General features: G+C 72.0%; 25 protein-coding genes and 1 pseudogene. 22 read left to right on the top strand and 4 right to left on the bottom strand.

Features of this window, described 5'->3' with window-relative positions:
• Positions 1-46 precede the first annotated feature (46 nt).
• From ACWD5O_RS03510 to ACWD5O_RS03445, 14 genes and pseudogenes are all read left to right on the top strand, one after another.
• On the top strand, positions 47-811 hold the full coding sequence (locus tag ACWD5O_RS03510) for an ABC transporter ATP-binding protein (protein WP_354967175.1): 765 nt from the start codon (positions 47-49) through the stop codon (positions 809-811).
• Positions 796-2,496, top strand: coding sequence for an ABC transporter permease (locus ACWD5O_RS03505; protein ID WP_387325056.1), 1,701 nt, complete (start codon positions 796-798; stop codon positions 2,494-2,496). Before ACWD5O_RS03510 ends, ACWD5O_RS03505 begins: the two co-directional genes overlap by 16 nt.
• Before the next feature lie 50 nt (positions 2,497-2,546).
• Positions 2,547-3,098, top strand: a pseudogene (locus ACWD5O_RS03500) (flavin reductase family protein); the annotation flags it as partial.
• A 185-nt stretch (positions 3,099-3,283) separates the two neighbouring features.
• Positions 3,284-3,649, top strand: coding sequence for a DUF485 domain-containing protein (locus ACWD5O_RS03495; protein ID WP_449936782.1), 366 nt, complete (start codon positions 3,284-3,286; stop codon positions 3,647-3,649).
• Positions 3,627-5,318 carry a solute symporter family protein gene (locus tag ACWD5O_RS03490; protein WP_449936784.1) on the top strand — a complete coding sequence of 564 codons (1,692 nt, stop codon included), beginning with the start codon at positions 3,627-3,629 and terminating at the stop codon, positions 5,316-5,318. Before ACWD5O_RS03495 ends, ACWD5O_RS03490 begins: the two co-directional genes overlap by 23 nt.
• Positions 5,319-5,410: 92 nt before the next feature.
• On the top strand, positions 5,411-6,388 hold the full coding sequence (locus tag ACWD5O_RS03485) for an NAD-dependent epimerase/dehydratase family protein (RefSeq protein ID WP_387325047.1): 978 nt from the start codon (positions 5,411-5,413) through the stop codon (positions 6,386-6,388).
• 76 nt (positions 6,389-6,464) lie between these two features.
• Entirely contained in the window at positions 6,465-7,700 is a 1,236-nt protein-coding gene (locus tag ACWD5O_RS03480) for an LCP family protein (RefSeq protein ID WP_450084469.1), read from the top strand.
• A gap of 283 nt (positions 7,701-7,983) precedes the next feature.
• The gene (locus ACWD5O_RS03475; RefSeq protein WP_387325041.1) at positions 7,984-9,177 is read left to right on the top strand and encodes an LCP family protein; all 1,194 of its coding nucleotides are present in this window, start codon (positions 7,984-7,986) and stop codon (positions 9,175-9,177) included.
• Positions 9,178-9,463: 286 nt separating this feature from the next.
• Positions 9,464-10,339, top strand: coding sequence for an LCP family protein (locus ACWD5O_RS03470; protein WP_449936790.1), 876 nt, complete (start codon positions 9,464-9,466; stop codon positions 10,337-10,339).
• Between the two features lie 58 nt (positions 10,340-10,397).
• Positions 10,398-10,733, top strand: coding sequence for a rhodanese-like domain-containing protein (locus tag ACWD5O_RS03465; RefSeq protein ID WP_089018477.1), 336 nt, complete (start codon positions 10,398-10,400; stop codon positions 10,731-10,733).
• Positions 10,734-10,744: 11 nt separating this feature from the next.
• On the top strand, positions 10,745-11,533 hold the full coding sequence (locus tag ACWD5O_RS03460; RefSeq protein ID WP_354967168.1) for a glycerophosphodiester phosphodiesterase: 789 nt from the start codon (positions 10,745-10,747) through the stop codon (positions 11,531-11,533).
• A 56-nt stretch (positions 11,534-11,589) separates the two neighbouring features.
• Positions 11,590-13,044 (top strand): PAS domain-containing sensor histidine kinase, encoded by a 1,455-nt coding sequence (locus ACWD5O_RS03455; RefSeq protein ID WP_449936796.1) that lies wholly within the window; start codon positions 11,590-11,592, stop codon positions 13,042-13,044.
• A 55-nt stretch (positions 13,045-13,099) separates the two neighbouring features.
• Positions 13,100-13,516: an ATP-binding protein gene (locus tag ACWD5O_RS03450; RefSeq protein WP_387325183.1), complete on the top strand. Its 417-nt coding sequence runs from the start codon at positions 13,100-13,102 to the stop codon at positions 13,514-13,516.
• 61 nt (positions 13,517-13,577) lie between these two features.
• Complete coding sequence (locus tag ACWD5O_RS03445; RefSeq protein ID WP_449939848.1) at positions 13,578-14,465, top strand: DUF5926 family protein; 888 nt, start codon at positions 13,578-13,580, stop codon at positions 14,463-14,465.
• A 26-nt stretch (positions 14,466-14,491) separates the two neighbouring features.
• Here ACWD5O_RS03445 and ACWD5O_RS03440 read toward each other — a convergent pair whose 3' ends face one another.
• On the bottom strand, positions 14,492-15,721 hold the full coding sequence (locus ACWD5O_RS03440; protein ID WP_354967165.1) for an arginine deiminase: 1,230 nt from the start codon (positions 15,719-15,721) through the stop codon (positions 14,492-14,494).
• A gap of 163 nt (positions 15,722-15,884) precedes the next feature.
• On the opposite strand from ACWD5O_RS03440, the gene ACWD5O_RS03435 reads away from it, so the two are divergent.
• From ACWD5O_RS03435 to pheA, 5 genes are all read left to right on the top strand, one after another.
• Positions 15,885-16,625, top strand: coding sequence for a hypothetical protein (locus ACWD5O_RS03435; protein ID WP_354967164.1), 741 nt, complete (start codon positions 15,885-15,887; stop codon positions 16,623-16,625).
• 166 nt (positions 16,626-16,791) lie between these two features.
• Entirely contained in the window at positions 16,792-17,250 is a 459-nt protein-coding gene (locus ACWD5O_RS03430; protein WP_387325028.1) for a hypothetical protein, read from the top strand.
• Between the two features lie 75 nt (positions 17,251-17,325).
• On the top strand, positions 17,326-17,715 hold the full coding sequence (locus ACWD5O_RS03425) for an ACT domain-containing protein (protein WP_089018469.1): 390 nt from the start codon (positions 17,326-17,328) through the stop codon (positions 17,713-17,715).
• Between the two features lie 196 nt (positions 17,716-17,911).
• Positions 17,912-18,418: a hypothetical protein gene (locus ACWD5O_RS03420; RefSeq protein ID WP_387325180.1), complete on the top strand. Its 507-nt coding sequence runs from the start codon at positions 17,912-17,914 to the stop codon at positions 18,416-18,418.
• A gap of 10 nt (positions 18,419-18,428) precedes the next feature.
• Positions 18,429-19,385 carry a prephenate dehydratase gene (pheA, locus tag ACWD5O_RS03415; RefSeq protein ID WP_449939843.1) on the top strand — a complete coding sequence of 319 codons (957 nt, stop codon included), beginning with the start codon at positions 18,429-18,431 and terminating at the stop codon, positions 19,383-19,385.
• A 48-nt stretch (positions 19,386-19,433) separates the two neighbouring features.
• Here the strand turns inward: pheA and ACWD5O_RS03410 are convergent, their stop codons facing one another.
• The 3 genes from ACWD5O_RS03410 to ACWD5O_RS03400 all read right to left on the bottom strand — a co-directional run bounded on the left by ACWD5O_RS03410 (position 19,434) and on the right by ACWD5O_RS03400 (position 21,201).
• Positions 19,434-20,156: an AIM24 family protein gene (locus ACWD5O_RS03410; protein WP_354967161.1), complete on the bottom strand. Its 723-nt coding sequence runs from the start codon at positions 20,154-20,156 to the stop codon at positions 19,434-19,436.
• Between the two features lie 114 nt (positions 20,157-20,270).
• Positions 20,271-20,618, bottom strand: a complete 348-nt coding sequence (locus ACWD5O_RS03405) for a metallopeptidase family protein (RefSeq protein ID WP_172899025.1) — start codon at positions 20,616-20,618, stop codon at positions 20,271-20,273.
• 151 nt (positions 20,619-20,769) lie between these two features.
• Entirely contained in the window at positions 20,770-21,201 is a 432-nt protein-coding gene (locus ACWD5O_RS03400) for an OsmC family protein (protein WP_387325020.1), read from the bottom strand.
• Positions 21,202-21,332: 131 nt separating this feature from the next.
• On the opposite strand from ACWD5O_RS03400, the gene ACWD5O_RS03395 reads away from it, so the two are divergent.
• From ACWD5O_RS03395 to ACWD5O_RS03385, 3 genes are all read left to right on the top strand, one after another.
• Positions 21,333-22,076, top strand: coding sequence for a hypothetical protein (locus ACWD5O_RS03395; protein WP_449939837.1), 744 nt, complete (start codon positions 21,333-21,335; stop codon positions 22,074-22,076).
• Between the two features lie 211 nt (positions 22,077-22,287).
• On the top strand, positions 22,288-23,109 hold the full coding sequence (locus ACWD5O_RS03390; protein ID WP_354967158.1) for an HAD family hydrolase: 822 nt from the start codon (positions 22,288-22,290) through the stop codon (positions 23,107-23,109).
• Complete coding sequence (locus ACWD5O_RS03385) at positions 23,109-23,921, top strand: HAD family hydrolase (RefSeq protein ID WP_354967157.1); 813 nt, start codon at positions 23,109-23,111, stop codon at positions 23,919-23,921. Before ACWD5O_RS03390 ends, ACWD5O_RS03385 begins: the two co-directional genes overlap by 1 nt.
• Positions 23,922-23,923 lie beyond the last annotated feature (2 nt).

Below are 23,923 nucleotides of genomic sequence, written 5' to 3'. Positions count from 1 at the left end.
CTGCCGCCGGAGCGCGCAAGTGGTAGCCGACGGATAACGTCGGCTCATGACTGGTGAGCATCCCGCGCTGGCGCTGCGTGGCCTGGCGAAGCGGTTCGACGGCACGATCGCAGTGGCTGGCGTCGACCTCGATGTCCCCGCCGGCTCCTTCTACGGCCTGCTCGGCCCGAATGGCGCCGGCAAGACCACCACGCTGTCGATGGCGGTCGGGCTGTTGCGGCCGGATGCCGGTTCGGCCTGGGTGCTCGGGCACGACGTGTGGCGGGACCCGGTCGCGGCCAAGCGGCTGCTCGGCGTGATGCCGGACGGGGTCCGGCTGTTCGACCGGCTGACCGGGGCGGAGCTGCTGGCGTACAACGGGTTGTTGCGCGGGATGGACCCGGCGGTGGTCGACCAGCGGGCCGCGGAGCTGCTGGACGTGCTGGCCCTCGGCGACGCCGGCCGGACGCTGGTGGTGGACTACTCGGCGGGCATGAAGAAGAAGATCGGCCTTGCCTGCGCGCTGCTGCACGGCCCCCGGGTGCTGGTGCTGGACGAGCCGTTCGAGGCCGTCGACCCGGTCTCCGCCGCCCTGATCCGGGACATCCTCACCCGGTACGCGGCCGGCGGCGGCACCGTGGTCTTCTCCAGCCACGTGATGGAGGTCGTCGAGCGGCTCTGCTCGCACGTGGCGATTCTCGCCGGGGGCGTCATCAAGCGGGTCGGCACGATCGGGGAGGTACGCGGCGACCGCTCGTTGGAGCAGGTCTTCGTCGAGGTGGTCGGCGGGCGTACCGCGACCGGTGAGGAGCTGTCGTGGCTCTCCCGGTGAGCACCGCCGGCGCGCCCGCCGGGCCGGTCCGCGCCGTCTCCGCCCGGCACTTCCTGCGGCTGAAACTGCGGGTGATGGGCAACAGCTTCCGCGGCCAGGGCTGGCGGATCGCGATGTTCATCGGCGGCGCGCTGGTCGGGCTCTGGTTCGCCGCCAGCGGCTTCTTCCTCTTCGCCGTGCCGGGCATGACGGACAACGGCCGGTACGCGATGCTGGTCGCGGCGGGCGGTGGCGGGCTGCTGGTGCTCGGTTGGCTGCTGCTGCCGCTGGTCTTCTTCGGGGTCGACGAGACACTGGACCCGGCCCGGTTCGCGCTGCTGCCCCTGCCCCGCCGCACCCTGGTCGTCGGCCTGTTCTCCGCGGCCCTGGTCAGCGTGTCGGCGCTGGCGATGCTGATCGCGACGTTCGGGTTGGTGCTCACCGCCTGGACGCTGGGTGGTTGGTCCGCCGGAGTGGTGGCCGTCGTCGGTGTGGTCGCCGGGCTGCTGCTCTGTGTGGCCGCCAGCCGGGCGGTGACCAGCGCCTTCGCCAGCATGCTGCGGTCGCGCCGGGTGCGTGACCTGGCGGCTGTCCTGCTGGCGGTGACCGCCGCGCTGCTCGGCCCGCTGCAGATCTTCGGCCTGGCCGCGCTGCGCGAGACGGACTGGGACCGGCTGACCGGGGTGGCGACCGTGATCGGGTGGACGCCGTTCGGCGCACCGTGGACCGCCGGCATCGACATGGCCCAGGGGCGGGTCTGGGCCGCTCCGGTCAAGCTGCTGATCACCGTGGTCGCGCTCGGCGCCCTGCTGGCCTGGTGGTCACGGTCGCTGGAGTCGGCGATGGTGGGAGCGGTCAGCTCCGGCCGGGCCCCGGTCCGGCGAGGCGCCGCCGGTGGCGCGGTCGCCCAGCTGTTTCCCCGGATCACCGGCCGGATGCGTCGGGACCGGTTCGGCGCCCTGGTCGCCCGGGAGGCCCGCTACTGGTGGCGGGACGCCCGCCGCCGGGCCAACCTGATCACGATCGCGGTGGTCGGCATCTTCGTGCCGGTGATGACCAACCTCGGCGGTGCGGGCTTCGTCGAGGGCGAGCAGGGCATGACGATGAGTGCCGCCGACAGCTCACCGGTCCTGGTCACCATCTCCATGCTCTTCGTCGGTGTGCTCGCCTCGGTCACCCTGGCCAACCAGTTCGGCTTCGACGGCAGCTCGTACGCCGCGAACGTGGTGGCCGGGGTGCCCGGCCGGGTCGAGCTGCGTGCGCGGATGACGGCCTTCTCGTTGTACGTGCTGCCGATGCTGACGGTCGTCGCGGTGGCGCTGTCGCTGCTGCTCGGCCACCCGGGCTGGATCGGGCTGACCGCCGGCAGCATGGTCGCCACCTACGGTGCCGGGCTGGCGGTGAGCAGCTTCGTGTCGGTACTCGGGGCGTACTCGCTGCCGGAAACGAGCAACCCGTTCGCGATGAACACCGGTGCGGGCATGGCGAAGGGCCTGCTCACCCTGCTGGCCATGGTCGTCGCGGCGGTCGCCGGGGTGCCGATGGTGGTGGCCGCGGCGCTGCTCGATGACGCCTGGCTCTGGTTGGCCCTGCCGGTCGGTGCGGCGTATGGGCTGGGCGCGGCGCTGCTGGGTGCGTACCTGGCCGGCGACGTGCTGGACCGGCGGCAGCCGGAGCTGCTGGCCACGGTCACCCCGCGCCGCTGAGCACGGCCCGCCGACCTCTGATCGGACCTTCGCCGGTCGGGTCCTCGGAGAGGGGCGGTGGGGTCACAATGTTTCACGTGAATCATGAGCCGGGCGCCGAGATCCACCACACCGACCCATTCGCGGTGCCGGCCGGGCAACGGTCGCCGGTCCGCCGGCTGCGTGGTCGGCTCGCCGCGCCGGTGACCCTCTGGACCGCGCCGGGCCCGGCCGGACTGACCGTCTCCTCCACCCTGGTCGCCGAGGGGGAGCCCGACCGGCTGCTCGGGCTGATCGACGCGGAGTCCGATCTCTGGGCGGCGATCGAGGACGCGGGCCGGTTCGCGGTCGCGCCGCTCGGCCCGCCGCACCGGCAGCTCGCCGACCGGTTCGCCGGCCTCTTCCCCGCCCCGGGTGGGCTCTTCGCCAGCGGGGCATGGACCGACACCCCGTACGGGCCGGTCCCGACGGACGCCGGCGGATGGGTCGGCTGCCGACTGGACACCGCCCGGGAGTACGGCTGGGCGCTGCTGGTGGAGGCCACGATCGAGGCGGTCGACCTGGCCGAGGAGGCCAGCCCGCTGCTGCACTACCGCGGTCGCTACCACGAGCTGCCCGGCTGAACGCAGGTCCTGACGGCCGTCGCGACGACCGACCGGTCACCGGAGTGACCTGGGTCACTCGGCGCAGCCAGTCAACCGCTCGGCGCACTCGCTGACCGGCGTCGATCTCGGCCTTCCCCGGCGGGGAGCGCGCTCTTTACCGTGCGCGAAACTCCTCCAACGCCTGTGAAGGTGGTGATCCACAGATGTCCACGGACACACCCGCGTCGACCGCTTCCCAGCCGGACAGATACCTGGCCGTACAACGGTCGGACGAGTTCGCCGGGCTGCGGCGCGCGCTGCGCGGCTTCGTCTTCCCGATGACCGTCGCGTTCTTCCTGTGGTATGCGCTCTACGTCATTCTCTCCGCGTACGCCCGGGACTTCATGGGCACGAAGCTGTTCGGCAGCAACATCAACGTCGCGTTGATCTTCGGCCTGCTCCAGTTCGTCTCCACGTTCGTGATCGCCTGGCTCTACTCCCGGTACGCGGACCGGAAGATCGACCCGGTCGCCGACCGGATCCGTGCCGAGATCGGGGAGGTGACCCATGAAGACGGTCCTCGCGGCTAACCCGCTCCTCGCGGCCGAGGCGGGCAGCAACACCGCCCGCAACCTGACCATCACGCTCTTCCTGGTCTTCGTGGCCGTGACCCTGGCCATCACCATCTGGGCCAGCCGGCAGACCAAGACCGCGACCGACTTCTACGCGGGCGGCCGGTCCTTCTCCGGCTTCCAGAACGGTATGGCGATCGGTGGCGACTACATGTCGGCCGCCTCGTTCCTCGGCATCGCCGGCATCATCGCGCTCTACGGCTACGACGGCTTCCTCTATTCCATCGGCTTCCTGGTCGCCTGGCTGGTCGCCCTCCTGCTGGTCGCGGAGCTGCTGCGCAACTCCGGCCGGTACACGATGGCCGACGTGCTGGCGTTCCGGATGCGCCAGCGTCCGGTGCGTACAGCGGCGGCGGTCTCGACCATCACGGTGTCGATCTTCTACCTGCTGGCCCAGATGGTGGGCGCCGGCGCGCTGGTCGCACTGCTGCTCGGCATCAAGCCGGGGACCACCTTCCTCGGCATGGACGCGGACGCCGCGAAGATCGCCACCATCATCATGGTCGGCGCCCTGATGATCATCTACGTCACCGTGGGTGGCATGAAGGGCACCACCTACGTGCAGATCGTCAAGGCGTTCCTGCTGATGAGCGGCGCGCTGGTGATGACCCTGCTGGTGCTGGCGAAGTACAAGTTCAACCTCTCCTCGCTGCTCGGCGACGCCGCGGACGCCTCCGGCAAGGGAGCCGCCTTCCTGGAACCCGGACTCCGCTACGGGGTGGAGACACCCGGCGACGCGCTGAAGACCTTCTACAGCAAGATGGACCTGCTCTCGCTCGGCATCGCCCTGGTGCTCGGCACCGCCGGCCTGCCGCACATCCTGATCCGCTTCTACACCGTGCCGACCGCGAAGGCGGCCCGCAAGAGCGTGCTCTGGGCGATCGGCATCATCGGCACGTTCTACCTGCTCACCCTGGCCCTGGGCTTCGGCGCCGCCGCGCTGGTAGGCAGCGAGGCGATCACCGCACAGGACAAGGCGGGCAACACGGCCGCGCCACAGCTGGCCGAGGCGCTCGGCATCGACTTCCTCGGCGGCGACGTGGGTGGGGCCGCTCTGCTGGCGATCATCGCGGCGGTCGCCTTCGCCACGATCCTGGCGGTGGTCGCCGGGTTGACTCTGGCCTCCTCGTCCAGCCTGGCGCACGACTTCTACGCAAACGTCATGCGGAGGGGCGAGGCGTCGGAGCGGCAGGAGGTACGGGTCGCCCGGATCTCCGCCCTGGTGATCGGCGCGGTCTCGATCGCCTTGTCGATCTTCGCGCAGAACCTGAACGTGGCATTCCTGGTGGCGCTGGCGTTCGCCGTGGCCGCCTCGGGCAACCTGCCGGCGATCCTCTACAGCCTGTTCTGGCGGCGGTTCAACACCTCCGGCGCGGTGTGGGCGATCTACGGCGGGCTGATCTCGGCCGTACTGCTGGTGTTCTTCTCGCCGGTGGTCTCCGGGGCGCCGACGTCGATGTTCCCGGAGCACGACTGGCAGTGGTTCCCGCTGTCCAACCCGGGCATCCTCTCCATCCCGTTCGGCTTCCTGTGCGGATGGATCGGCACCCTCGTTTCCAAGGAGCACGACGAGGACAAGTACGCGGAGCTGGAGGTCCGCGCCCTCACCGGCGCCGGCGCCCACTAACCGCGGCACCTTGTTAAGAAGGGCCCCCTGTACAACGCCAGGCGTTAACAGGGGGCCCTTCCTTAATTCCGGGGGTCGGTAGGCTGATCGGCATGAAGGTTGCTGAGCGCTTCGGTTCCGGTCACCGCATTCTCGTCACCGGCGGCGCCGGTTTCGTCCCGTCGCACCTGGTGGACGCCCTGATCGCCCGGGGTTGCACGGTGGTGGCGCTGGACAACTTCGTCACCGGGTCCAAGGAGAACGTCGCCCACCTGCTGGACCGGCCGACCTTCACCCTGGTCGAGGCGGACATCTCCGACGGTCTGCCGACGCACCACCCGGCGCTGGCCGAGCGGTTCGACGCGATCCTGCACATGGCGTCGCCGGCCAGCCCCACCGACTTCGCCCACCTGCCGGTGGAGATCCTGCGGGTCGGCTCGGTGGGCACCCTGCACCTGCTCGACCGCGCGGTCGCCGATGGCGCCCGGTTCCTGATGGCCTCCACCTCCGAGGCGTACGGGGACCCGAAGGAGCACCCGCAGCGCGAGACCTACTGGGGCAACGTCAACCCGATCGGGGTACGCAGCGTCTACGACGAGGCGAAGCGCTTCTCCGAGGCGGCCACCATGGCGTACCACCGCCACCGCGGGCTCGACGCGGCGATCGTCCGGATCTTCAACACGTACGGCCCGCGGATGCGCCCGGACGACGGCCGCGCCATCCCGACCTTCATCTCCCAGGCGCTGCGCGGCGAGCCGCTCACCGTGCACGGCACCGGTAACCAGACCCGGTCCATCTGTTTCGTCGAGGACCTGGTGCGAGGCATCCTGCTGCTGCTCGACTCGACCGAGACCGGTCCGATCAACTGCGGCACCGAGCACGAGCTCACCATGCGGCAACTGGCTGAGTTGATCGTGTCGCTCTCCGACAGCAACTCGGAAGTGACGTACATCACTCGGAGCTCGGATGACCCGGAGATGCGCCGCCCGGACCTGACCCTCGCCCGCGAACTGCTCGGATATGAGCCGGCCGTGGCGCCCGAAGACGGCCTGCGACGCACGATCGAGCACTTCCGGGCGCGGCTAGGGTAACCGGCCGGCGACGCACGACAGCTGGCTGAGTGTCGCCTGAGGGCGGTAGTGGCTCGTCCTACGTACCCTGAGTTACATGTCAGCGACCTCGTCTGCCGGCGTTCCGCACCCGTACCTGCACCGCAGCGCCGGGCGTGCCTCCGTGCCCGGCCCCGACCGGGGCGCCTCCGGACGTGCCCGTCCGAGCGAGACGCGCTGGTACCCGTCGCCCGATGAGGAGCTGCCTCGGCCGGGCGGCCCGGCGGGGCCGCGGGGGCCCGGCGGACCGGGTGGGCCGGGTGGCGCCGGCGGGCCGGGCCGGCGCGGCCCACGGCCGCGCTGGGGTCGGATCGGCCTGGTCGCCGGGATCGCGGTGCTGGTGCTGGCGCTGCTCGGCGGCATCGGCGCCTGGCTGTACGCGCGCAACCTCGACGGCGACCTGGCCCGGACCGATCCGTTCGCGGAGATCACCGGTGGCCGGCCGGCCAAGACCGTCGACGGCGCGCTGAACATCCTGCTGGTCGGCAGCGACTCCCGGGACCCGGACGCTCCGGTCGACACGAAGAACCAGTGGCGGGCCGACACGATCATCGTGATGCACATCCCGGCCGACCACCAGGAGGCGTACCTGGTCTCCATCCCTCGTGACCTCTACGTGCCGATCCCGCAGAGTGCCGGCGCGGACTGCGGCTCCGGCCAGCGCGCGAAGATCAATGCGGCGTTCGCGTTCGGCGGGCTGCCGCTCGCGGTCCGCACCGTGGAGTGCTTCACCGACGTCCGGATCGATCACGTGATGGCGATCGACTTCGCCGGCTTCAAGCAGGTCACCGACGCCCTCGGCGGGGTCGACCTGAAGGTGGAGCGGACCATCACCTCGATCCACAAGCCGTACCGGACGTTCACCAAGGGCACCAACCACATGGACGGCGCGGAGGCGCTGGACTGGATCCGCCAGCGCAAGCAGTTCCCGGACGGCGACTTCGCCCGGATGCGGCACCAGCAGGAGTTCCTCCGGGCGCTGCTGGACAAGGCGGCGAGCACGGGCACGCTGGCGAACCCGAAGAAGCTCAACGGCTTCCTCCAGTCGGTGACCGCGGCCGCCACCGTCGACGAGGGTTTCTCGGTGACGGACATGGCCCTGCAGTTCCGCAACCTGCGCGGCCAGAACCTCACCTTCGTGACCAGCCCGAACTCGGGCAGCCAGACGATCAACGGCGAGTCGGTGGTGGTCTCCGACCGGGAGAAGGCGCTGGCGATGTACCGGGCCATGTCGGCGGACACCATGGCGGACTGGGTCAAGGCCAACCAGCCCAACGGCACCGAGGGCGGCTGACCCGCGGGACGGCCGACGATGGGTACGACCCGTGGCGACCGGGCCGGCTGCCCGAAAGGCAGCCGCCCGTTCGGGTCATCAGGTGTCGATGATCGACCGACCTCGGCGAAATCGGCGTCCGGATTGACCCGGGATGAACTCGCCAAGTCGAATCGATGTACGTACAGTGGTGCCGCCCCCCTCCTGATCACGAGCTGGAGCACGCATGCCGGTTCAGGCCAGCCGTCGCCCTTCGTCTACCGGGTCCGCCGTCCCCAGCGGCCGGATCGCCTCGTCCATTCCGATGCAGCCGGGCCCCGCGGGCGGCGGCCCGGGTGGTCGCCCGCCCGGCGGCGGTGGCCGCTCCAGCGGCGGTGGCCGCTCGGGCGGCGGGCCGGCGAAGAAGCGCCCGAAGCGCAGGGACCCGCTCTGGGCCCGACTGACGGTGATCTTCGGTGCCGTGCTGATGCTCAGCAGCGGAGTGGGCATCGTCGGCAGCAAGGTGCTGATCAGCCAGGCGACCGGGGACATCGCCCAGCGGAACCTGCTCGGTGACGCCAGCAAGTCCGACGCCGAGGGCGGCGCGAGCCTGGACGGCCCGATCGACATGCTGCTGCTCGGCGTGGACGCGCGGGAGCGCTGGGCCGCGGACGACGTCCGGTCGGACAGCATCATCATCCTGCACATCCCGGCCTCACACGACCAGGCGTACCTGATCTCCATCCCCCGGGATACCGAGGCGCAGATCCCGGCGTTCCCGACGAGCGGGTTCGACGGTGGCACCGACAAGATCAACGCCGCTTTCCAGGCGGGCGCCCGCAACGGCGGCGGCTGGGAGGGTGGCGCCCAGCTGATGGCGCAGACGATCAAGCGGCTCACCGGAGTCAGCTTCGACGGTGCGGCGATCATCAACTTCGGTGGCTTCAAGAACGTCATCGACACCCTCGGCACCGTGAAGATCTGCGTGAGTCACGAGGTCAAGTCGAAGCACATGTCGTTCGTCGACGGCGAGCCGATGTGGAACGCCGACGCCAAGAAGACCGGCAAGCAGATGACCACGGTGGTGCACAAGAAGGGCTGCCAGCAGATGGAGGGCTGGGCGGCCCTGGACTACGCCCGGCAACGCTACGGGCTGCCCGGTGGCGACTACGACCGCCAGCAGAACCAGCAGCAGCTGATCAAGGCGATGGCCCGCAAGGCCACCGACGGCGGCATGCTGACCAACCCGGCGAAGCTCCAGCAGCTGACCAAGGCGGCCGGCAAGGCGTTGGTGCTGGACACCGGCGGTGTGCCGATCGAGAAGTTCATCTTCACCCTGCGCGGGGTGGCCGCGAACGACCTGACCATGCTCAAGACCAACAACGGCACGTTCAACGGCAACGCCAACAAGCGCGAGGCGTTGAACGAGGAGACCATGGAGATGTTCCGGGCGATGAAGCAGGACAAGCTGGGCGAATTCGTCTTCGCCCACCCGGAGATGATCTCCAGCCGGAAGTGACGGGTCCTTCCGCAGGCGGCGGCCGACCGAAAGTCCCGGAAAGCCGGCGACCGTCCCGTCACCGCCCGTAGCCTGACGTGAGCAGGTTTCACGTATCGGCTGCGGGGAGGCGGTCACGTCCAGGTCGGGGCGGAACGAGGCGGACCGGGCCGACGAGGCCGGAGCCGCCCGTCGGCGCCGCGCCCGTGGGTCGCGGATCCTGCTCGGCATCGGCCTGGCCCTCGTCCTGCTGGCCGGGCTCGCCGTGGTCGGGCTCAAGACGCTCAGCCACCGGTACGACCGAGCGGTGGCCAAGGAGATCCTGCTCGACCTCGACGCCCGCACCGACCGGACCGATCTGCACGGGCCACTGAACTACCTGCTGGTCGGCTCCGACCGCCGGCCCGGCGGCAGCGGGCCGGACCAACGTTCGGACACCATCCTCATCGTGCACGTACCCGCCGGGCGCAGGGAGGCGTACCTGGTCTCCATCCCGCGTGACCTGCTGGTGGCCATCCCGCCGACGAACGGCTTCCCCGGCGGCCAGGACAAGATCAATGCGGCGTACGAGCACGGCGGAGGCGGGCAGGCCGGCACACGGTTGCTCTCCGCCACCCTGACCCGACTCACCGGGATCCGGTTCGACGGTGCCGCGCTGATCGACTTCTCCGGCTTCCGGAAGGTGATCGACCTGCTCGGTGGGGTGCGGATGTGCGTGGACACCGAAGTCCGCTCGATCCACACCAACCGGGTCTTCCCCACCGGCTGTCAGCAGATGGACGGCGCGCAGGCGCTGGACTACGTACGGCAGCGCTACGACCTGCCCGGCGGCGACTACGACCGGCAGCACCACCAGCAGCAACTGCTCAAGGCGATGCTGGACCGGGCCGGCCAGGCGGACCTGCGCAGCAACCCGGTCAAGCTGGACCAGGTGCTCCGGGCGGTCGGCGGCTCGTTGACCGTCGACACCAACGGCGTACCCCTGGAGGACCTGCTCCTCGCGCTGCGCGCGCTGCCGGCCGACGGGTTGCGGGGTGTCCAGGTGCCCTCGTCTCCGCAGACCATCGGCGAGGTCTCGTACGTGATGCTGGACAACGGCGGCAGCGGGCTCTTCGAGGCCGTACGCGGCACCAGGGTGCCGGCCTGGACTCAGGCCAACCCACGGTGGGTGACCCGGTTGTGATGGTGCCGACGGCCGGGTCGATGCCGATCCGGCCGACGAGGATCTAGTGTTGGTACCTGTGTTCGGACCCCAGGTTCCCACCGTGCCCGTGACCGAGATCGCCGACGACACCTACCTGCTCGATGTGCGGGAAGACGACGAGTGGGCGGCCGGCCACGCTCCCGGCGCCCACCACCTGCCGATGATGGAGCTGCCGGCGCGGCTGGCCGAGGTGCCGACCGACCGGGACGTGGCGGTCATCTGCCGCTCCGGCGGGCGCTCCGCCCAGGTCGTCGCCTACCTGGTCAACAACGGCTGGGAGCAGGTGCGCAACGCCGACGGCGGGATGCGCCAGTGGGCCGCCGTCGGCCGCCCGGTGGTCGACGCCAACGGGCAGCCCGGCCAGGTCATCTGAAGGCGGCCGGGATGGGCGGGCCTCTGGTCTTCGCGCACCGCGGCGCCTCATACGACCTTCCGGAACACACCCTCGCCGCCTACCTGCGTGCCCTCGACGAGGGCGCCGACGGTCTGGAGTGCGACGTCCGGCTGACCCGGGACGGGCATCTGGTCTGCGTGCACGACCGCCGACTGGACCGCACCAGCAACGGTCGCGGCCTGGTCAGCGCGCGTACGCTCGCCGAGCTGGATGCGCTGGACTTCGGCTCGTGGCATCCCGGCGGCACGCCGAGCGGTGACGTGCCGCCCGACGAGTCGCACACCCGGCTGCTGACCCTGGCCCGGCTGCTGGACGCGGTGCTGGCCGCCGGCCGTCCGGTCCGGCTGCTGGTGGAGACGAAGCACCCGTCCCGTTACGGCTCGAACGTGGAGCGGCGGCTGGTCGCCCTGCTGCGCCGGTACGGGCTGACCGACCCGGCGCCGGACGACCCGGTCCAGGTCACCGTCATGTCGTTCTCCCCGCTGGCGGTCCGGCGGGTCCACGAGCTGGCACCGACGCTGCCCACGGTGCTGTTGCTGGAGGTGCTGCCGCGCTGGCTCCGCCTGGGGCGGCTGCCGTTCGGCACGCGCATCGCCGGGCCGGGTATCGGCCTGGTCCGGGCTCGCCCGCAACTGCTGCCCGCGCTGCGTGCGGCCGGCAACGAGGTGTACGTCTGGACGGTCAACGACCCGGCGGACCTGGAGCTGGTCCTGGCCGCCGGGGTGGACGGGATCATCACCGACCGGCCCGCGCACGCCCTGGCCCGGCTGGACCGCTGACCGGCGCCCACCCGGCAGGGGTGCCGAAATCCGGGTCGGCGGGGCACACTCGGCACATGCCGGAGCGTATCGACTTCCCCGCTCTCATCGCCGGCCACACCGTCGTGATCGAGATGATCAACTCTGGCGATGCCGGCCTGCCGGTCCTCACCCAGCTGCTACGGGTGGCCCAACCCGCGCTCGGCGCGGCCGGCATGGCGTTCGCCGAGTTCGGCCCGACCGGTGGTCGGGTGATCGCCGCGACGGGGGCGGCGGAGTGGATCCTCGGCCGCCCGCTGGCGGCCGACGACCCGGACACTGTCTGCCTGCTCTCCGGCCCCCGGGTCCGCCAGACCCGGGTCGCCCACCTCAGCGGCAAGCTCGCCGACGAGCTGGCCGGCTGCGGCCTGCGCCGGATGGTGGTGTCCCGGGCCGAGATCGGCGGTCACACCGTCGGCAGCCTGCACGCGCTCTACCCGGGCGACGAGGAGCCGAGCGCCGAGCAGCAGGGGGTCGTCGCCTACCTCGCCTCCTGCATCGCGCACATGTACGGCGACCAGACCGGGCTGCCCGTGCACGGCGACGGGCCGGTGGTGGCCGCGCTCGCCGACGGGCTGGCCGTGGTCGACCGGGACGGGCACGTCCGACTCTGGAACCCGGCCGCCGCCCAGGTCACCGGCCGGGCGGCCGAGCAGGCTCTGAGCCGCCCGCTGCCGTTCCCGCTGCCGCCGTCCGGCCAGGTCCGCGACCACCGCCTGCCGGACGGGCGCTGGCTGCGGATCACCTCCGGCGAGCTGCCCGGCCCGGGCACGCTGCGGGTGGTCACCTTCCGCGACATCACCGACCAGCAGCGTCGGGACCACGACCGCGAGCTGTTCGTCGCGGTGACCAGCCACGAGCTGCGCACCCCGGTCACCGTGATCAAGGGGTACGCGGACACCCTCACCGACCACTGGGATTCGCTGATCGAGTCGGACCGGCGGCAGGCCGCCCGGGTGATCGGGCAGCGCGCCAACGAGCTGGCCCGGCTGGTCGACCGGCTGCTCTCCTCGGCCGCCGAGGCGGGGCCGGGGGACGACCCGCCCACCCCGTTCGACCTCGGCGAGGCGCTGCGCTCCGCGGTCGTCGACCTGCCGGCGGAGCTGCGCCGCCGACTGGTGCTCCGCCTCCCGGCGGACCTGCCCAAGGCACTCGGCCACCGGCCCAGCCTGGTCACCGTGCTGACCGAGCTGACGACCAACGCCGGCAAGTATTCGGCGCCGCACGCGCCGATCGAGATCACCGCCGCGGTCGACGGTCAGCTGGTGGCCTTCCGGGTCAGCGACCGGGGCATCGGCATCCGCCCGGAGCACGTGGAGCGGGCGTTCGACCGGTTCTGGCAGGGCGAGTCCGGCGACCGGCGCGGCTACCCGGGCGCGGGGCTCGGCCTCTATCTCGTCCGCCGGATCGTTGAACAGCAGAATGGATGGGTATCCCTACGTCCGAGGGCCGGCGGCGGTACGGTCGCAGAGGTGCGGCTGCCGCGTGGTTGACCGGCGGTGGCGCGACGTGGAGGCGACGGTGGCAGCGAAGGAACGGGCATGGTGCGTGGTGGTCCCCCACCATCCCACCGGAGCGCGGCTGTCCCGGCACCGGCTTGCCGACGACCTGGCGGAGGTCGTACCCCCGACGCTCCTCGCGGACCTGATCGCAGTGCTCGCCGAGCTGGTGGGCAACGCGGTGCGGCACGCCCGACCGCTGCCCGGCGGCGTGGTCCGGGTGGCCTGGCGGTTGCGGCCCTCGGTCGACGGGCCGCGGATCCAGCTGCGGGTGACCGATGGCGGCGCGGGCACCAGGCCACGGATCCGGACGGCCAACCCCGACGCGGCGGATGGCCGGGGGCTGCACATCGTGGCCGGTCTGGCCACCCGGTGGGGCGTCGAGCGGGACGGTCTGGGCCAGCGCGTCTGGGCGGAGTTCGATCCGGCCCCGGCACCCCGGCCCGACCTGGTGCCGGCGGGCTGACTGACCGCCGGTGGCGGGTCCCGCCCACGACGAGCCGGTCGGGCCTCTAGGCTGTGACGCCGTGAGCAAGCGTCGAAAGAGCCAGCGCGCCGCCGCCGACACCGCCCCCCGTCGGGACAAGGTGCGGGACATCTTCGTGCCCCGACCGTTCGAGGGGCTGGTCGACGAGCCCGAGTGGATCGCGCTGCGCGAGCTGGTGCCCGCCGCATCCGCGCCGCTGCGGCTGTCGCCCGCCCTTGTCGAAGAGTTCGGGGACCGGCCGGTCACGCTGGCCACGGTGCTGCCGATGGCCGCCCCGGCGATCACCAAGCCGGACGGCCGGGTGCTCATCGGTATGCAACGTCACCAGCAGTCCGGTGACGTCTCCCGGGATCTGGCCGAGGCGCTGCTGTGCGCGTTGCGGACCGAGCCGGGCGGCCAGGTGGCCGTGCCGCCGCTGCCCGGGCCAGGCCCCCGACTGCAGGACGTCCTGGTGGACGGCCCACTGGAGATCACCATGCACGACGGGTTCGAGTTCTGGCTCGACCCTGGCGCCACGGACGACCCGACCGTGCAGGCGTCGCTGGAGCGGGCGAACGCGGCCATCTACCCGACGGTGCGGCTGACCGCGGCGAAGGCCGCGTACTGGTGCCAGGTCCCGGAGAAGGCGCACGTGCGCTGGGTGCTGCCGGACGAGGAGGACGCCGCCCTCGACGCGCTGGCCCGGCTCGGCGCGGCTGGCACGCTGCCGCTGGGCGAGCAGACCCGGTTCGCCGGCATGTTCCGCGCGCACGGTCGGCTGGTGCCGGTCTGGGACCTGCCGGAGGAGACTCCGGCGACCGACTGGGAGGACCCGGTGGCGCAGTTCGCCAAGCGGTACGCCGAGGCCCTCGCCGCCACCGACCCGCTGGACGCCGCCGGCCGCCGGGCCCGCCAGGGGCTGCTCGGTCGCCAGCTCACCCTCCGCTGACGTTAGGAAGGGCCCCTTGTTATGCACTAGGCGTTAACAAGGGGCCCTTCCTTCAAGGGGTCGCGGGTGATCGGGCAGGACATGCAGCGCGGCCCACCCCGCCCGGAGCCCAGCTCCGAGCCGGCGATCGGGATCACCTCGATGCCGGCCCGCTCCAACTGGGCGTTGGTTTCGGTGTTGCGCTCGTAGCCGACGCAGAGCCGGGGTGCCAGGGCGAGCGTGTTGTTGCCGTCGTCCCACTGCTCGCGTTCCGCGGTGACCGGGTCGAGCCCGGTGTCGATGACCCGGAGCTGGTCGAGGTCCATCGCGTCGGCGGCGGCCCGCAGGAAGGGCGCGGGGCCGTCCACCCGTGGGTCCTCGCCGTCCGCGCCGGCGATCACGGTGTACGCGGAGAGCGTGCTGGCGACGTTGGGATACATCAGCACGGCGTCCACGTCGACCATCGTGCAGACGGTGTCCAGGTGCATGGTGGCGCGCTCCTGGGCGATCGGCACCACCAGGATGGTGTGGGCCAGCCCGGCGGCGAAGACCTGCCGGCCGAGCCGTTCGGCACCGGCCGGGGTCGTCCGCTCACCCACCCCGACCGCCAGCACCCCGGGTGCGAGCAGCAGCACGTCCCCGCCCTCCAGGTGCTCCAGGTGCGGGCGGTAGACGAACTCGGTGCCGGCGAAGCGCGGGTGGTGGCGGTAGATGGCGTCGGTGAGGGTGGTCTCCCGGCGGCGGGCCGGCATGGCCAGGCTGGTGACTCCGACCCGGTCGCCGATCCACAGCGACGAGTCCCGGGTGAAGAGCAGGTTGGGCAGCGGGTCGATGACGAAGTCGTGCCGGTCCATCAGGGTGTAGACCAGGCCGCCGGGCCGTTCCGAGCTGATCCGCAGTTCCTCGTGGGCCAGCCCGGCGGTGAGCACGTCGGCCAGCGCGACCGGGTCCAGGTAGGAGAGGTGGTCGGCGACCCGGGCGCGCAGGGTGTCACCGAGCCGGCGTGAGCGGAGCACCTGCTCGGTGAGTTCGGCCCGGGCGTCCGCGACGGCCAACGTCTCGGCCAGCAGGGTGGCCAGGTAGAGCACCTCGACGCCGCGCTCGCGCAGCGCGGCGGCGAACGCGTCGTGCTCCTCCTGGGCCCGACCGACCCAGGGGATCGCGTCGAACAGGAGTGAGTCGTTGTTGCGGGGGGTGAGCCGGGCCAGTTCCGGGCCGGGCCGGTGCAGCAGTACGGTGCCGAGCCGGCCGACTTCGCTGTCGACGTAGTGGGTCACTCCCGCAGCGTAGGGCAGGGTTTGGCGGCATCCGAGAAAAGAACTGTGGATGAATATGGCATTCATCCACAGTCACTCCGGCGTTCCGGCTTGCCCAACACGGGGAGTGTCAACGTAGGGTAGTGGGGACATAACTTCGAGGGACCTTTTGCCGGAGGTCGCGATGACTGTCTTTCCCGCACGACGAGCCGTACCAACCGCCCGGGCACTGCCGCCCGTCGCGGTGCCCCATCCCCGCGTCGAGGCGCCGGGGGTTCTCGCACCGGTCCGTCCGACACCGCTCGAATGGGCCCGCCGTCGTCGGGCCGAGCGGGGCGCCCGGAGGCTGGAGGCGGCCGGAGCACGGGCCCTGGGCCAGCTCGACCATCTCGGGCCGGCCTGGCACGTCATCGAGTGGCCCCGCACCGATGTGGCCGACGTCCTGCTCGACCGTGGTCAGGACGAGCGCGCCGGGTTCCTCGCCATCGGGCCGAGCGGCCTGTTCGCGGTGACCATCGCCGACCACGGCCGGGCCCGTGTGCTCGTCGCGGGGGACGTCGTGCAGATCAACGGCAAGCGCCCGCCGTACGTGGCGGAGGCCCGCCGGGATGCCAAGCGGGCCAGCAAGGCTCTCTCCACCGCGGTGCGGCTGACCGTGCCGGTGACGCCGGTGCTGACCTTCGTCGGCTCCGGCGTGATCAGCGTCTACGGCCTGCCGAAGGACTGTCTGATGGCCACCCACCGGGAGCTTGACCGGCTCCTCGTGGCCGGCGGCAGCCGGATCAGCCCCGCCACGGCCGAGAAGCTGTCCCGGGTCGCGCAGCACCCGGGCACCTGGCTGAACGGCACGTACCGTCACACCGCCGACTACCGGTGGTATGACGAGGGCCGAACGGCCGCTGACAAGCCGGCCAACCGCCGGTAACGTCACCGGCGACGCCACGCGGCTCCGGTCCCCGTCCACCCCACCGGCTCTCGCGCCGTCACTTGCCGCCCCGGCTCAGGCAGTGCGGCCGGTGGCCCGGTGCGCTCGGTGGTTTCGTCGGCGACCCGCTAGCGTGGACAGTCCGTCGGTGTACATAGGAGGCTCGGTGGCCCACGTCGAACTCTCGCTCTCGGAAGTGTTCGTGCCGGCGGCGCGGGCCTCGACAGAGCCGGAGTCCGACAACTTCGGCCAGTGGTCCTCGACGGTCGGCCGGGCCGATGAGCCGTGCCTGCTGATCGACGCCGAAACCCGGGTGATCGCGATCTCCACGGCCGGCTGCGAGCTGCTCTGCCTGGGCGAGCCGGACGGCCTGATCGGGCGGCCGCTGCTCGACGGCGGCTTGCGCCTACTGGACTTCACCGCCAACCGCGGCGAGCTGACCGAGGCCGAGATCGACAAGATTCCGCCCCTGCTGGCGCTCTCGTCCGGCCGGCTCGCCCGCGGTCTGCTCCGGGTGCAGGCGGCCTCGGCGAACAGCTCCGACGCGACCGTCGACGCGATCTCCACCCCGGTGCTCGCCCACGGTGCCGTGGCCGGCTCGCTCACCTTCTTCTCCGAGGTCTGACCTGCGACGGAGTGTGTCGTTCGCCGCACGCGGCGATGCTGGGGTGGGTCCGCACCGAGGCCGTAAGGTGCCCTCATGCTCGATATCGCTCTGCTGCCGGGGGAGTACGCCGTGTGCCGGTTGGCCGCCGGCTCCACCCTGCCGGACGCGTTGTCGAGCGGGCTGGGTCGCACCGACGTGGTCACCGTGAGCTGGACGGCCGACGGGATCTCGGTGATCTGCCCGACCGAGCGGGCCCCCGCACAGGCCGTGGTGGAGACCGTCTGGCGCTGCCTGCGTGTCGCCGGCCCGGTGGACGTGGCCGGCACCGACACCCTGGCCGCGCTTGTCGACCCGCTCGCCGAGGCCCGGGTCAGCGTGGTCACGTTCTCCACCTTCGATACCGACTACCTGCTGGTGCCGGCCGTGCGGTTGACGGAGGGCACGGCCGCCCTGGAGCGTGCCGGGCACCGCGTCCTCGGCTGAGCTTCACCCGTTCGGCCGCTCCCCCTACGATGGGCTCGGCCACCCCGGCCACGACGACGTTCTCCGATGTCCCGAGGATCGGCCAGTGCCGTTCACCCCGTTTTGCCGCGTGTCCACCCCACCGCGGGCGATCACCCACGCCCCACAGGCGACCCACGATCCGGTGGCGACCCGCGCGCTACCCACGACCCGGGTCCTGCGGGCGGCGCTCGCGCTGCTCGCCTTCGGAGCGCTGACAGGCTGCGGCGCCCCGCCCGAGCTGCGGGAGCCGACCAGCACGCCGACCGGCACCGGCGCCCCGACGGCACCCGGCCCGACCGGCGCCCCGAGCACCGCGCCCGCCACCCCGCCGGTCGGCACCGCGACCGCCACCCCGGACGCGGGACTGGTCGCGACGCTTTGCCAGAACGGGCCAACCGGGCAGCGGATCGTGCAGCTGCTGCGCGGCCGGGGCGGCGTGCTTCCGGACAACGTCCGGGTCCGGGTCCGCACCGGGCCGCTCTGCGCCGCCGACTGGCAGTACACCGTGCTGGAGGTGACCGGGCACGAGGAACTCCAGGTCGTCACCCGCGGTCGGGTCGCCGCGCCGGAGCTGGTCACCGCCGGCACCGACGTGTGCACCATCGAGGTACGTGCCACCGGTCCGGTGGGGATCCGGACGCTCGCCTGCGACGCCGGGCCGGTCCTCGGACCGGGTGCGTAGGCTGGTCCGCATGCCAGGAACACCGCCGACGCGCTTCGTCTACCTCGGCCCGGAGGGCACCTTCGCCGAACAGGCGCTGCGCACCGTCCCCGCCGCCGAACGCGGCAACCGTACGCCCGCCCGCAGCGTGGGTGAGGCGCTGGACAGCGTTCGGGCCGGGGACGCCGACGCCGCGCTGGTGCCGCTGGAGAACTCGATCGGCGGCGCGGTCGGTGTCACCCTCGACGAGATGGCCGAGGGCGAGCCACTGGTGATCACCCGGGAGGTGGTCCTGCCGGTGGAGTTCCTGCTCGGTGCCCGCCCGGGCACCTCGCTGACCTCGGTCCGCACCGTGGCGGCCCACCCGCAGGCGTCCACCCAGTGCCGGGGCTGGCTGCGCGACCACCTGCCCGACGCGGTGGTGGTCGACGTGCTCTCCAACGGCGCCGCCGCCGGCGGCGCCGGGGCGGGCGAGTACGACGCCGCGATCTGCGCGCCGATCGGTGCGGCCCGGCACCGCCTCGCGGTGCTCGCCGACAAGATCGCCGACCATCCGGACGCGGTGACCCGGTTCGCGCTCGTCTCCCGCCCCGGGCCGCCCCCGCCGCCGACCGGCGACGACCTCACCTCGCTCGCGGTCTACATCGCCCACGACCGGGTCGGCGCACTGCTGTCGGTGCTGATGGAGCTGGCCGTCCGGGGGGTCAACATGACCCGGATCGAGTCCCGCCCGACCGGCGAGGCGCTGGGCCGGTACGTCTTCTTCCTGGACTGCACGGGGCACGTGGCCGACGCACGGCTGGGCGAGGCGTTGCAGGGCCTGCGCCGGGTCTGCGCCGACGTCCGCTTCCTGGGCTCGTACCCCCGGCACCGGTGGGCCGAGACGGCGGGCGAGCGGCCGGTGCCGGCGCCGGCCGGCCTCTCCGACGCCGACTACGCGGACGCGGCGGCCTGGCTGGCCCAGCTGCGCAGCGGCGAACTGAGCTGAACGCGGGTGCCGGCACGCCCTGGACCGGGAGCGCCGGCACCGGTGTGATCAGCTCAGCAGACCGCCGAGCAGGCCGCCCTCCTGCTGCTGCGCGCCACTGCCCATGATCGGCGGCTCCTCGGAGGGCTGCACCACAACGAAGCCCTGGCCGGCGAAGCTCATCGTGAAGGACTCGCCGGTGCGTCGCCCGAGGAGCGTGCCGAGGCCGAGCTGCTCGGCCCGGTGGTAGCCGGTCTGGAGGTTGGCGGACCAGCAGACCGCGGCCTGCGGGTCGACGTACGTCGGGGCGTCCACGTTCAACACCACCGGAGTGCCCCTGGTCGTGATGGCGATCCGGCCGTACCCACTGAACACGCAGTTGAACAGGCCGGAAGAGGAGGCCATCCCGGCGCCGCCGACCATCTTGATGTCGTACTGGAGGGTGGAGTCGAAGGCGAGCACACTGGAGCCGTTGATGGAGAGCGCGTCGCCCGGCTCAAGGTCGATGATGTGCACGTCCTTGGCCAGCTCGGCGAGGAAGACGTCACCCTGACCGGAGACCTTCATCAGCGGGACGCCCTCGCCGGTGAGCTTCTGCTTGAGGAACTTGCCGAGCCCGCCCGAGCCCAGCGCCTGGAACTGCACCTGCCCCTGGTAGGCGACCATCGACCCGACCCGGGCCATCGCCTCGCCGTTGAGCTCGATCTTCAACATCTTGGAGTTCTGCAGCCGCATGCCGGGCTGTGCGGACTCCTTCTCCAGATTCTCCGTGGAGAACAGCTCGCTGCGCATGAAAGGTGCCTCCTGAAAAGGTCGCGGTCGCTGCACCGACGGTAGGCGACCAGGGCAACCACGGGCCATCGGCCGAGCGGCGCGGCGGATCGGTCAGGCGGCGATCGGTCGCGCTCAGCCCCAGCCCAGCGCGTGCAGCCGCGCGTCGTCGATGCCGAAGTGGTGGGCGATCTCGTGCACCACGGTCACCGCCACCTCGTCGACGACGTCCTCGTCGTTGTCGCAGATCCGCAGGATCGGGCGGCGGTAGATGAAGATCCGGTCCGGCAGCACACCCGAGTAGTCCCAGCCCCGGTCGGTGAGCGCGTGCCCCTCGTAGAGGCCCAGCAGGTCGGGCTCGCCCGGGGGCGGGTCGTCCTCGACCAGGATCACCACGTTGCTCATCAGGCCGAGCAGTTCCTCGGGCACCTCGTCGAGGGCGTCGCCGACCAGCTCCTCGAAGCGTTCGCGAGTCATCTCCACCGGCACCCCACCCATTCTGCCCGACCTCGTGCCAACCGACGGGTCACGATCAGCGGCGCTGGGCCGGGATCCGCGCGTTCACGGAGAGAGCGGCCGCCCGACTGCGGGCGGAGACCCTGTCCGTGAACGCGCGGCGTACGGGTCGACCGGCTCAGGAGGCCAGGCGGGCGGTGAGGGTGATCTCGGCGCCCGGCGAGAGCAGGCGTGAGATCGGGCAGTTGGCCTTGGCGGTCTCGGCGAGCTTCTGGAACTCCGCGTCGTCGATGCCCGGCACCTGGCCGACGGTCTCCAGCTCGATCCGGGTCACGGTCATCCCGGCGTCGGTCTTGTCCAGGTGGACCTTGGCGGTGGTGTCGACCGAGGTGGGCGTCGAGCCGGCGTCGGCGAGGGCCTTCGAGAACGCCATCGAGAAGCAGCCGGAGTGCGCGGCGGCGATCAGCTCCTCGGGATTGGTGCCCTCGCCCTCCTCGAAGCGTGACTTGAAGGAGTAGGTGCCCGACAGGCCGCCCTTACTGGTGCGGACGGTGCCCGAACCCTCGGTGAGATTGCCCTGCCATTGTGCGGAAGCGGTACGGATAGGCATGACCAGAACGCTAGCGGATAGGCGACCACCGGGCGACCGACCGGCACGGACGCCGGCCCTGCGATTCCCGTCACCACCCGTCGGCTGTGCCATGATTCGACGCAGGCCCGTGACCGGCGGAAGGATGGCCGATGTCCGAGGAGCTGCCGATCCCCCGGCAAGGCGAGCGGTCCGACGGCCCCGCCGTGGTCGAGTGGGGTGCCGACGATCCGACGCGGCGGCGCGCGTTGGGCCGAACCCTGGCCAGTTTCGCCCGGGACCCCCGGCTGCCTCTGCTGCTCGCGGGGCTCGGCGCGGTGGCCGGGGTCGCCTCGCTGGTCGGGGAGTGGCTGGTGATGACCATGCCGAACGGCGGCCCGGAGGGGAACACCACGATCGAGGTGCCCGTCGGGGTTTCCGAGGTCGGCGGCCTGGGAGTCGGTTACCTGGTCGGGCTGCTCGGCCTGGTCTGCACCGTCGCGCTGGCGCTGCGGGGCACGGCGACTGTCCGGCCGAACGCCCGGTTGGCCGGGCTTACGCTCGCCGGCGCCCTGCTGGCGCTGCTGGCCGTCGCAACGGGCACTCTCGACGACCCCAGTGAGCGCAGCCTCTACTACTCACCGCAGGACGGTTTCGGGGTCGAGTACGGTCGCGGCCTGGTGATGGCGTTCATCGCGTGCGTGCTGCTCGGTCTCGCGCTGCGGCTGCCAGCGGCCGCTGCGATCGGCGCACCGGCGGGGCCGGCGGAGGACGACCGGGCCGGGGACGGTGCGGCGGGACGAGGCTGGCGCCGCCGTCGGGACCGCGGCCCGATCGACGAGGACGGCCCGCCCCCGCCGGCCGACCTGACGGTCACCTCGGCCGCTCCGTTCGCCCGCCCCGAACCCCCGGCCTGAGCCGCGTCAGGGGCGCGGTCCGACGCTCTGCCCGCACCGCCTGACCTGCGATTCGTGGACACCGGCGGTGCGCCGTGCGTTGGTGCCCGATTCGCCTGGAAGCCATGGTTGCGACCTGTTCCGCGAGGTACGGTTGCTGCCCGCCGTAACGCCGGGTCTCGGCACCAGTACCGCACGGCAGGCTGCGACGGCGGCGGGCGAAGGAGGAACGATGACCCGCCCGGGACTGCCCAAGCTGATCGCGACCGACCTTGACGGGACGCTGGTTCGCAGCGACGACACCGTCTCCGCGTACACCCATGGGGTGCTCGACCGGGTGCGGGCCGCCGGCATTCCGGTGGTCGGCGCGACCGGGCGCGGACCGCGGCTGACCGAGCTGAGCCGCAACGACATCCGGGCCGCCGACTTTCTGGTGATGGCTGGCGGCGGGTGGGTGGTCGACCAGAGCGACCCGACCGGCCCGGTGGTGCTCCGCGAGGAGCGACTGGCCGGCGAGGTGCTGGCCCGGCTGCTCGCCGACCTGGAGGCCGAGGTGGGCCCGTTGACCGTCATGGTCGAGGCCTCCGACGAGCACGACGCCCCGCTCTGGGGCGACTATCACGCGAGCTGGCCCTACCAGGACAGGTTCGAGGCGCGTACCCGCGCGGAGTGCCTCTCCTGCGACGTGATCAAGGCCTTCGCCCGGACCGCCGACCACCACGTGGACGAGCTGCTGGCCGTGGCCCGCCGGATCGTCCCGCCGCAGGTCGCCACACTCACCCAGGCCGGGCTCGGGTTCATCGAGATCTGCCCGCCAGGGGTGGACAAGGCGACGGGGCTGACCGTGGTCGCGCAGACGCTCGGGGTCGACCCCGCCGACGTGCTGGTCTTCGGTGACATGCCCAACGACCTGCCGATGTTCGAATGGGCCGGCTGGTCCCGGGTGGCGGTGGCCAACGCGCACCCCGCCGTCCGTGCCGCCGCCGACGAGGTGACCCTCCGCAACGACGACGACGGGGTGGCGGTGTATCTGGACCGGCTACTGTCCCGGTGATGGGAGAGACGCCCCGACTGATCGCCACCGACATCGACGGCACGCTGATCCGCGACGACCACACCGTCAGCCCGCACACCGCCGACGTGCTGGCCCGGATCTCCGCGCGGGGCACGCCGGTCGTGCTGGTCACCGGCCGTCCCGTCCGCTGGCTGAAGATGGTGTACGACCAGCTGGCCGAGCCGCTGCCGGCGGTCTGCGCCAACGGCGCCGTGGTCTACGACCCGTTCGAGGACGAGGTGCTGCGGGCGGACCCGCTCGCGCCGCAGCACCTGGCCGAGGTGGCCCGACGGCTGCGCGCCGAGGTGCCCGGGATCAGCTTCGCGGTGGAGATCCTCGACAGCCGGCAGATGCGGCACGAGGCCGACTACCCGCTGCGCTGGGACACCGACCCGGAAATGATCCGCCCGGTCGAGACGCCGGAGGAGCTGCTCTCGGCCCCGGCGGTGAAGCTGCTCGCCCGCGCCGGCGAGCAGGACCCGGACGCGTTCGTCGCGCTGGTCGCCGCGGCGGTGGCCGGGCTGGCCGAGGCGACGCACTCGTCGTCCTCGGGGCTGGTGGAGATCTCCGCAGCCGGGGTGACCAAGGCTGCCGGGCTGGACTGGTACTGCGACCGGCTCGGGGTGCGCGCGGCGGATGTGCTGGCCTTCGGCGACATGCCCAACGACGTGCCGATGCTGAGCTGGGCCGGGAGGGGCGTGGCGGTGGCCAACGCACACCGCGCCGTCCTGGCGGTCGCCGACGAGGTGACCGCGGCGAACTCCGAGGACGGCGTGGCGGCGTACCTGGAGAAGATCTTCGGGTTGGACTGAGC

Source organism: Micromonospora sp. NPDC005161 (genome assembly GCF_053599855.1).
Note: the sequence above shows the minus strand (reverse complement) of the source record. Positions and strands in the feature narration are given on the sequence as shown.

Excerpts from the sequence above, each read along its gene's own strand:
- ACWD5O_RS03480 (WP_450084469.1), top strand. The coding sequence starts at position 6,465 with ATGTCAGCGACCTCGTCTGCCGGCGTTCCGCACCCGTACCTGCACCGC.
- ACWD5O_RS03475 (WP_387325041.1), top strand. The coding sequence starts at position 7,984 with ATGCAGCCGGGCCCCGCGGGCGGCGGCCCGGGTGGTCGCCCGCCCGGC.
- ACWD5O_RS03510 (WP_354967175.1), top strand. The coding sequence starts at position 47 with ATGACTGGTGAGCATCCCGCGCTGGCGCTGCGTGGCCTGGCGAAGCGG.
- ACWD5O_RS03385 (WP_354967157.1), top strand. The coding sequence starts at position 23,109 with ATGGGAGAGACGCCCCGACTGATCGCCACCGACATCGACGGCACGCTG.
- ACWD5O_RS03455 (WP_449936796.1), top strand. The coding sequence starts at position 11,590 with ATGCCGGAGCGTATCGACTTCCCCGCTCTCATCGCCGGCCACACCGTC.
- pheA (WP_449939843.1), top strand. The coding sequence starts at position 18,429 with ATGCCAGGAACACCGCCGACGCGCTTCGTCTACCTCGGCCCGGAGGGC.
- ACWD5O_RS03460 (WP_354967168.1), top strand. The coding sequence starts at position 10,745 with ATGGGCGGGCCTCTGGTCTTCGCGCACCGCGGCGCCTCATACGACCTT.
- ACWD5O_RS03490 (WP_449936784.1), top strand. The coding sequence starts at position 3,627 with ATGAAGACGGTCCTCGCGGCTAACCCGCTCCTCGCGGCCGAGGCGGGC.
- ACWD5O_RS03390 (WP_354967158.1), top strand. The coding sequence starts at position 22,288 with ATGACCCGCCCGGGACTGCCCAAGCTGATCGCGACCGACCTTGACGGG.
- ACWD5O_RS03485 (WP_387325047.1), top strand. The coding sequence starts at position 5,411 with ATGAAGGTTGCTGAGCGCTTCGGTTCCGGTCACCGCATTCTCGTCACC.
- ACWD5O_RS03495 (WP_449936782.1), top strand. The coding sequence starts at position 3,284 with ATGTCCACGGACACACCCGCGTCGACCGCTTCCCAGCCGGACAGATAC.
- ACWD5O_RS03400 (WP_387325020.1), bottom strand. The coding sequence starts at position 21,201 with ATGCCTATCCGTACCGCTTCCGCACAATGGCAGGGCAATCTCACCGAG.
- ACWD5O_RS03410 (WP_354967161.1), bottom strand. The coding sequence starts at position 20,156 with ATGCGCAGCGAGCTGTTCTCCACGGAGAATCTGGAGAAGGAGTCCGCA.
- ACWD5O_RS03425 (WP_089018469.1), top strand. The coding sequence starts at position 17,326 with ATGCTCGATATCGCTCTGCTGCCGGGGGAGTACGCCGTGTGCCGGTTG.
- ACWD5O_RS03395 (WP_449939837.1), top strand. The coding sequence starts at position 21,333 with ATGTCCGAGGAGCTGCCGATCCCCCGGCAAGGCGAGCGGTCCGACGGC.
- ACWD5O_RS03435 (WP_354967164.1), top strand. The coding sequence starts at position 15,885 with ATGACTGTCTTTCCCGCACGACGAGCCGTACCAACCGCCCGGGCACTG.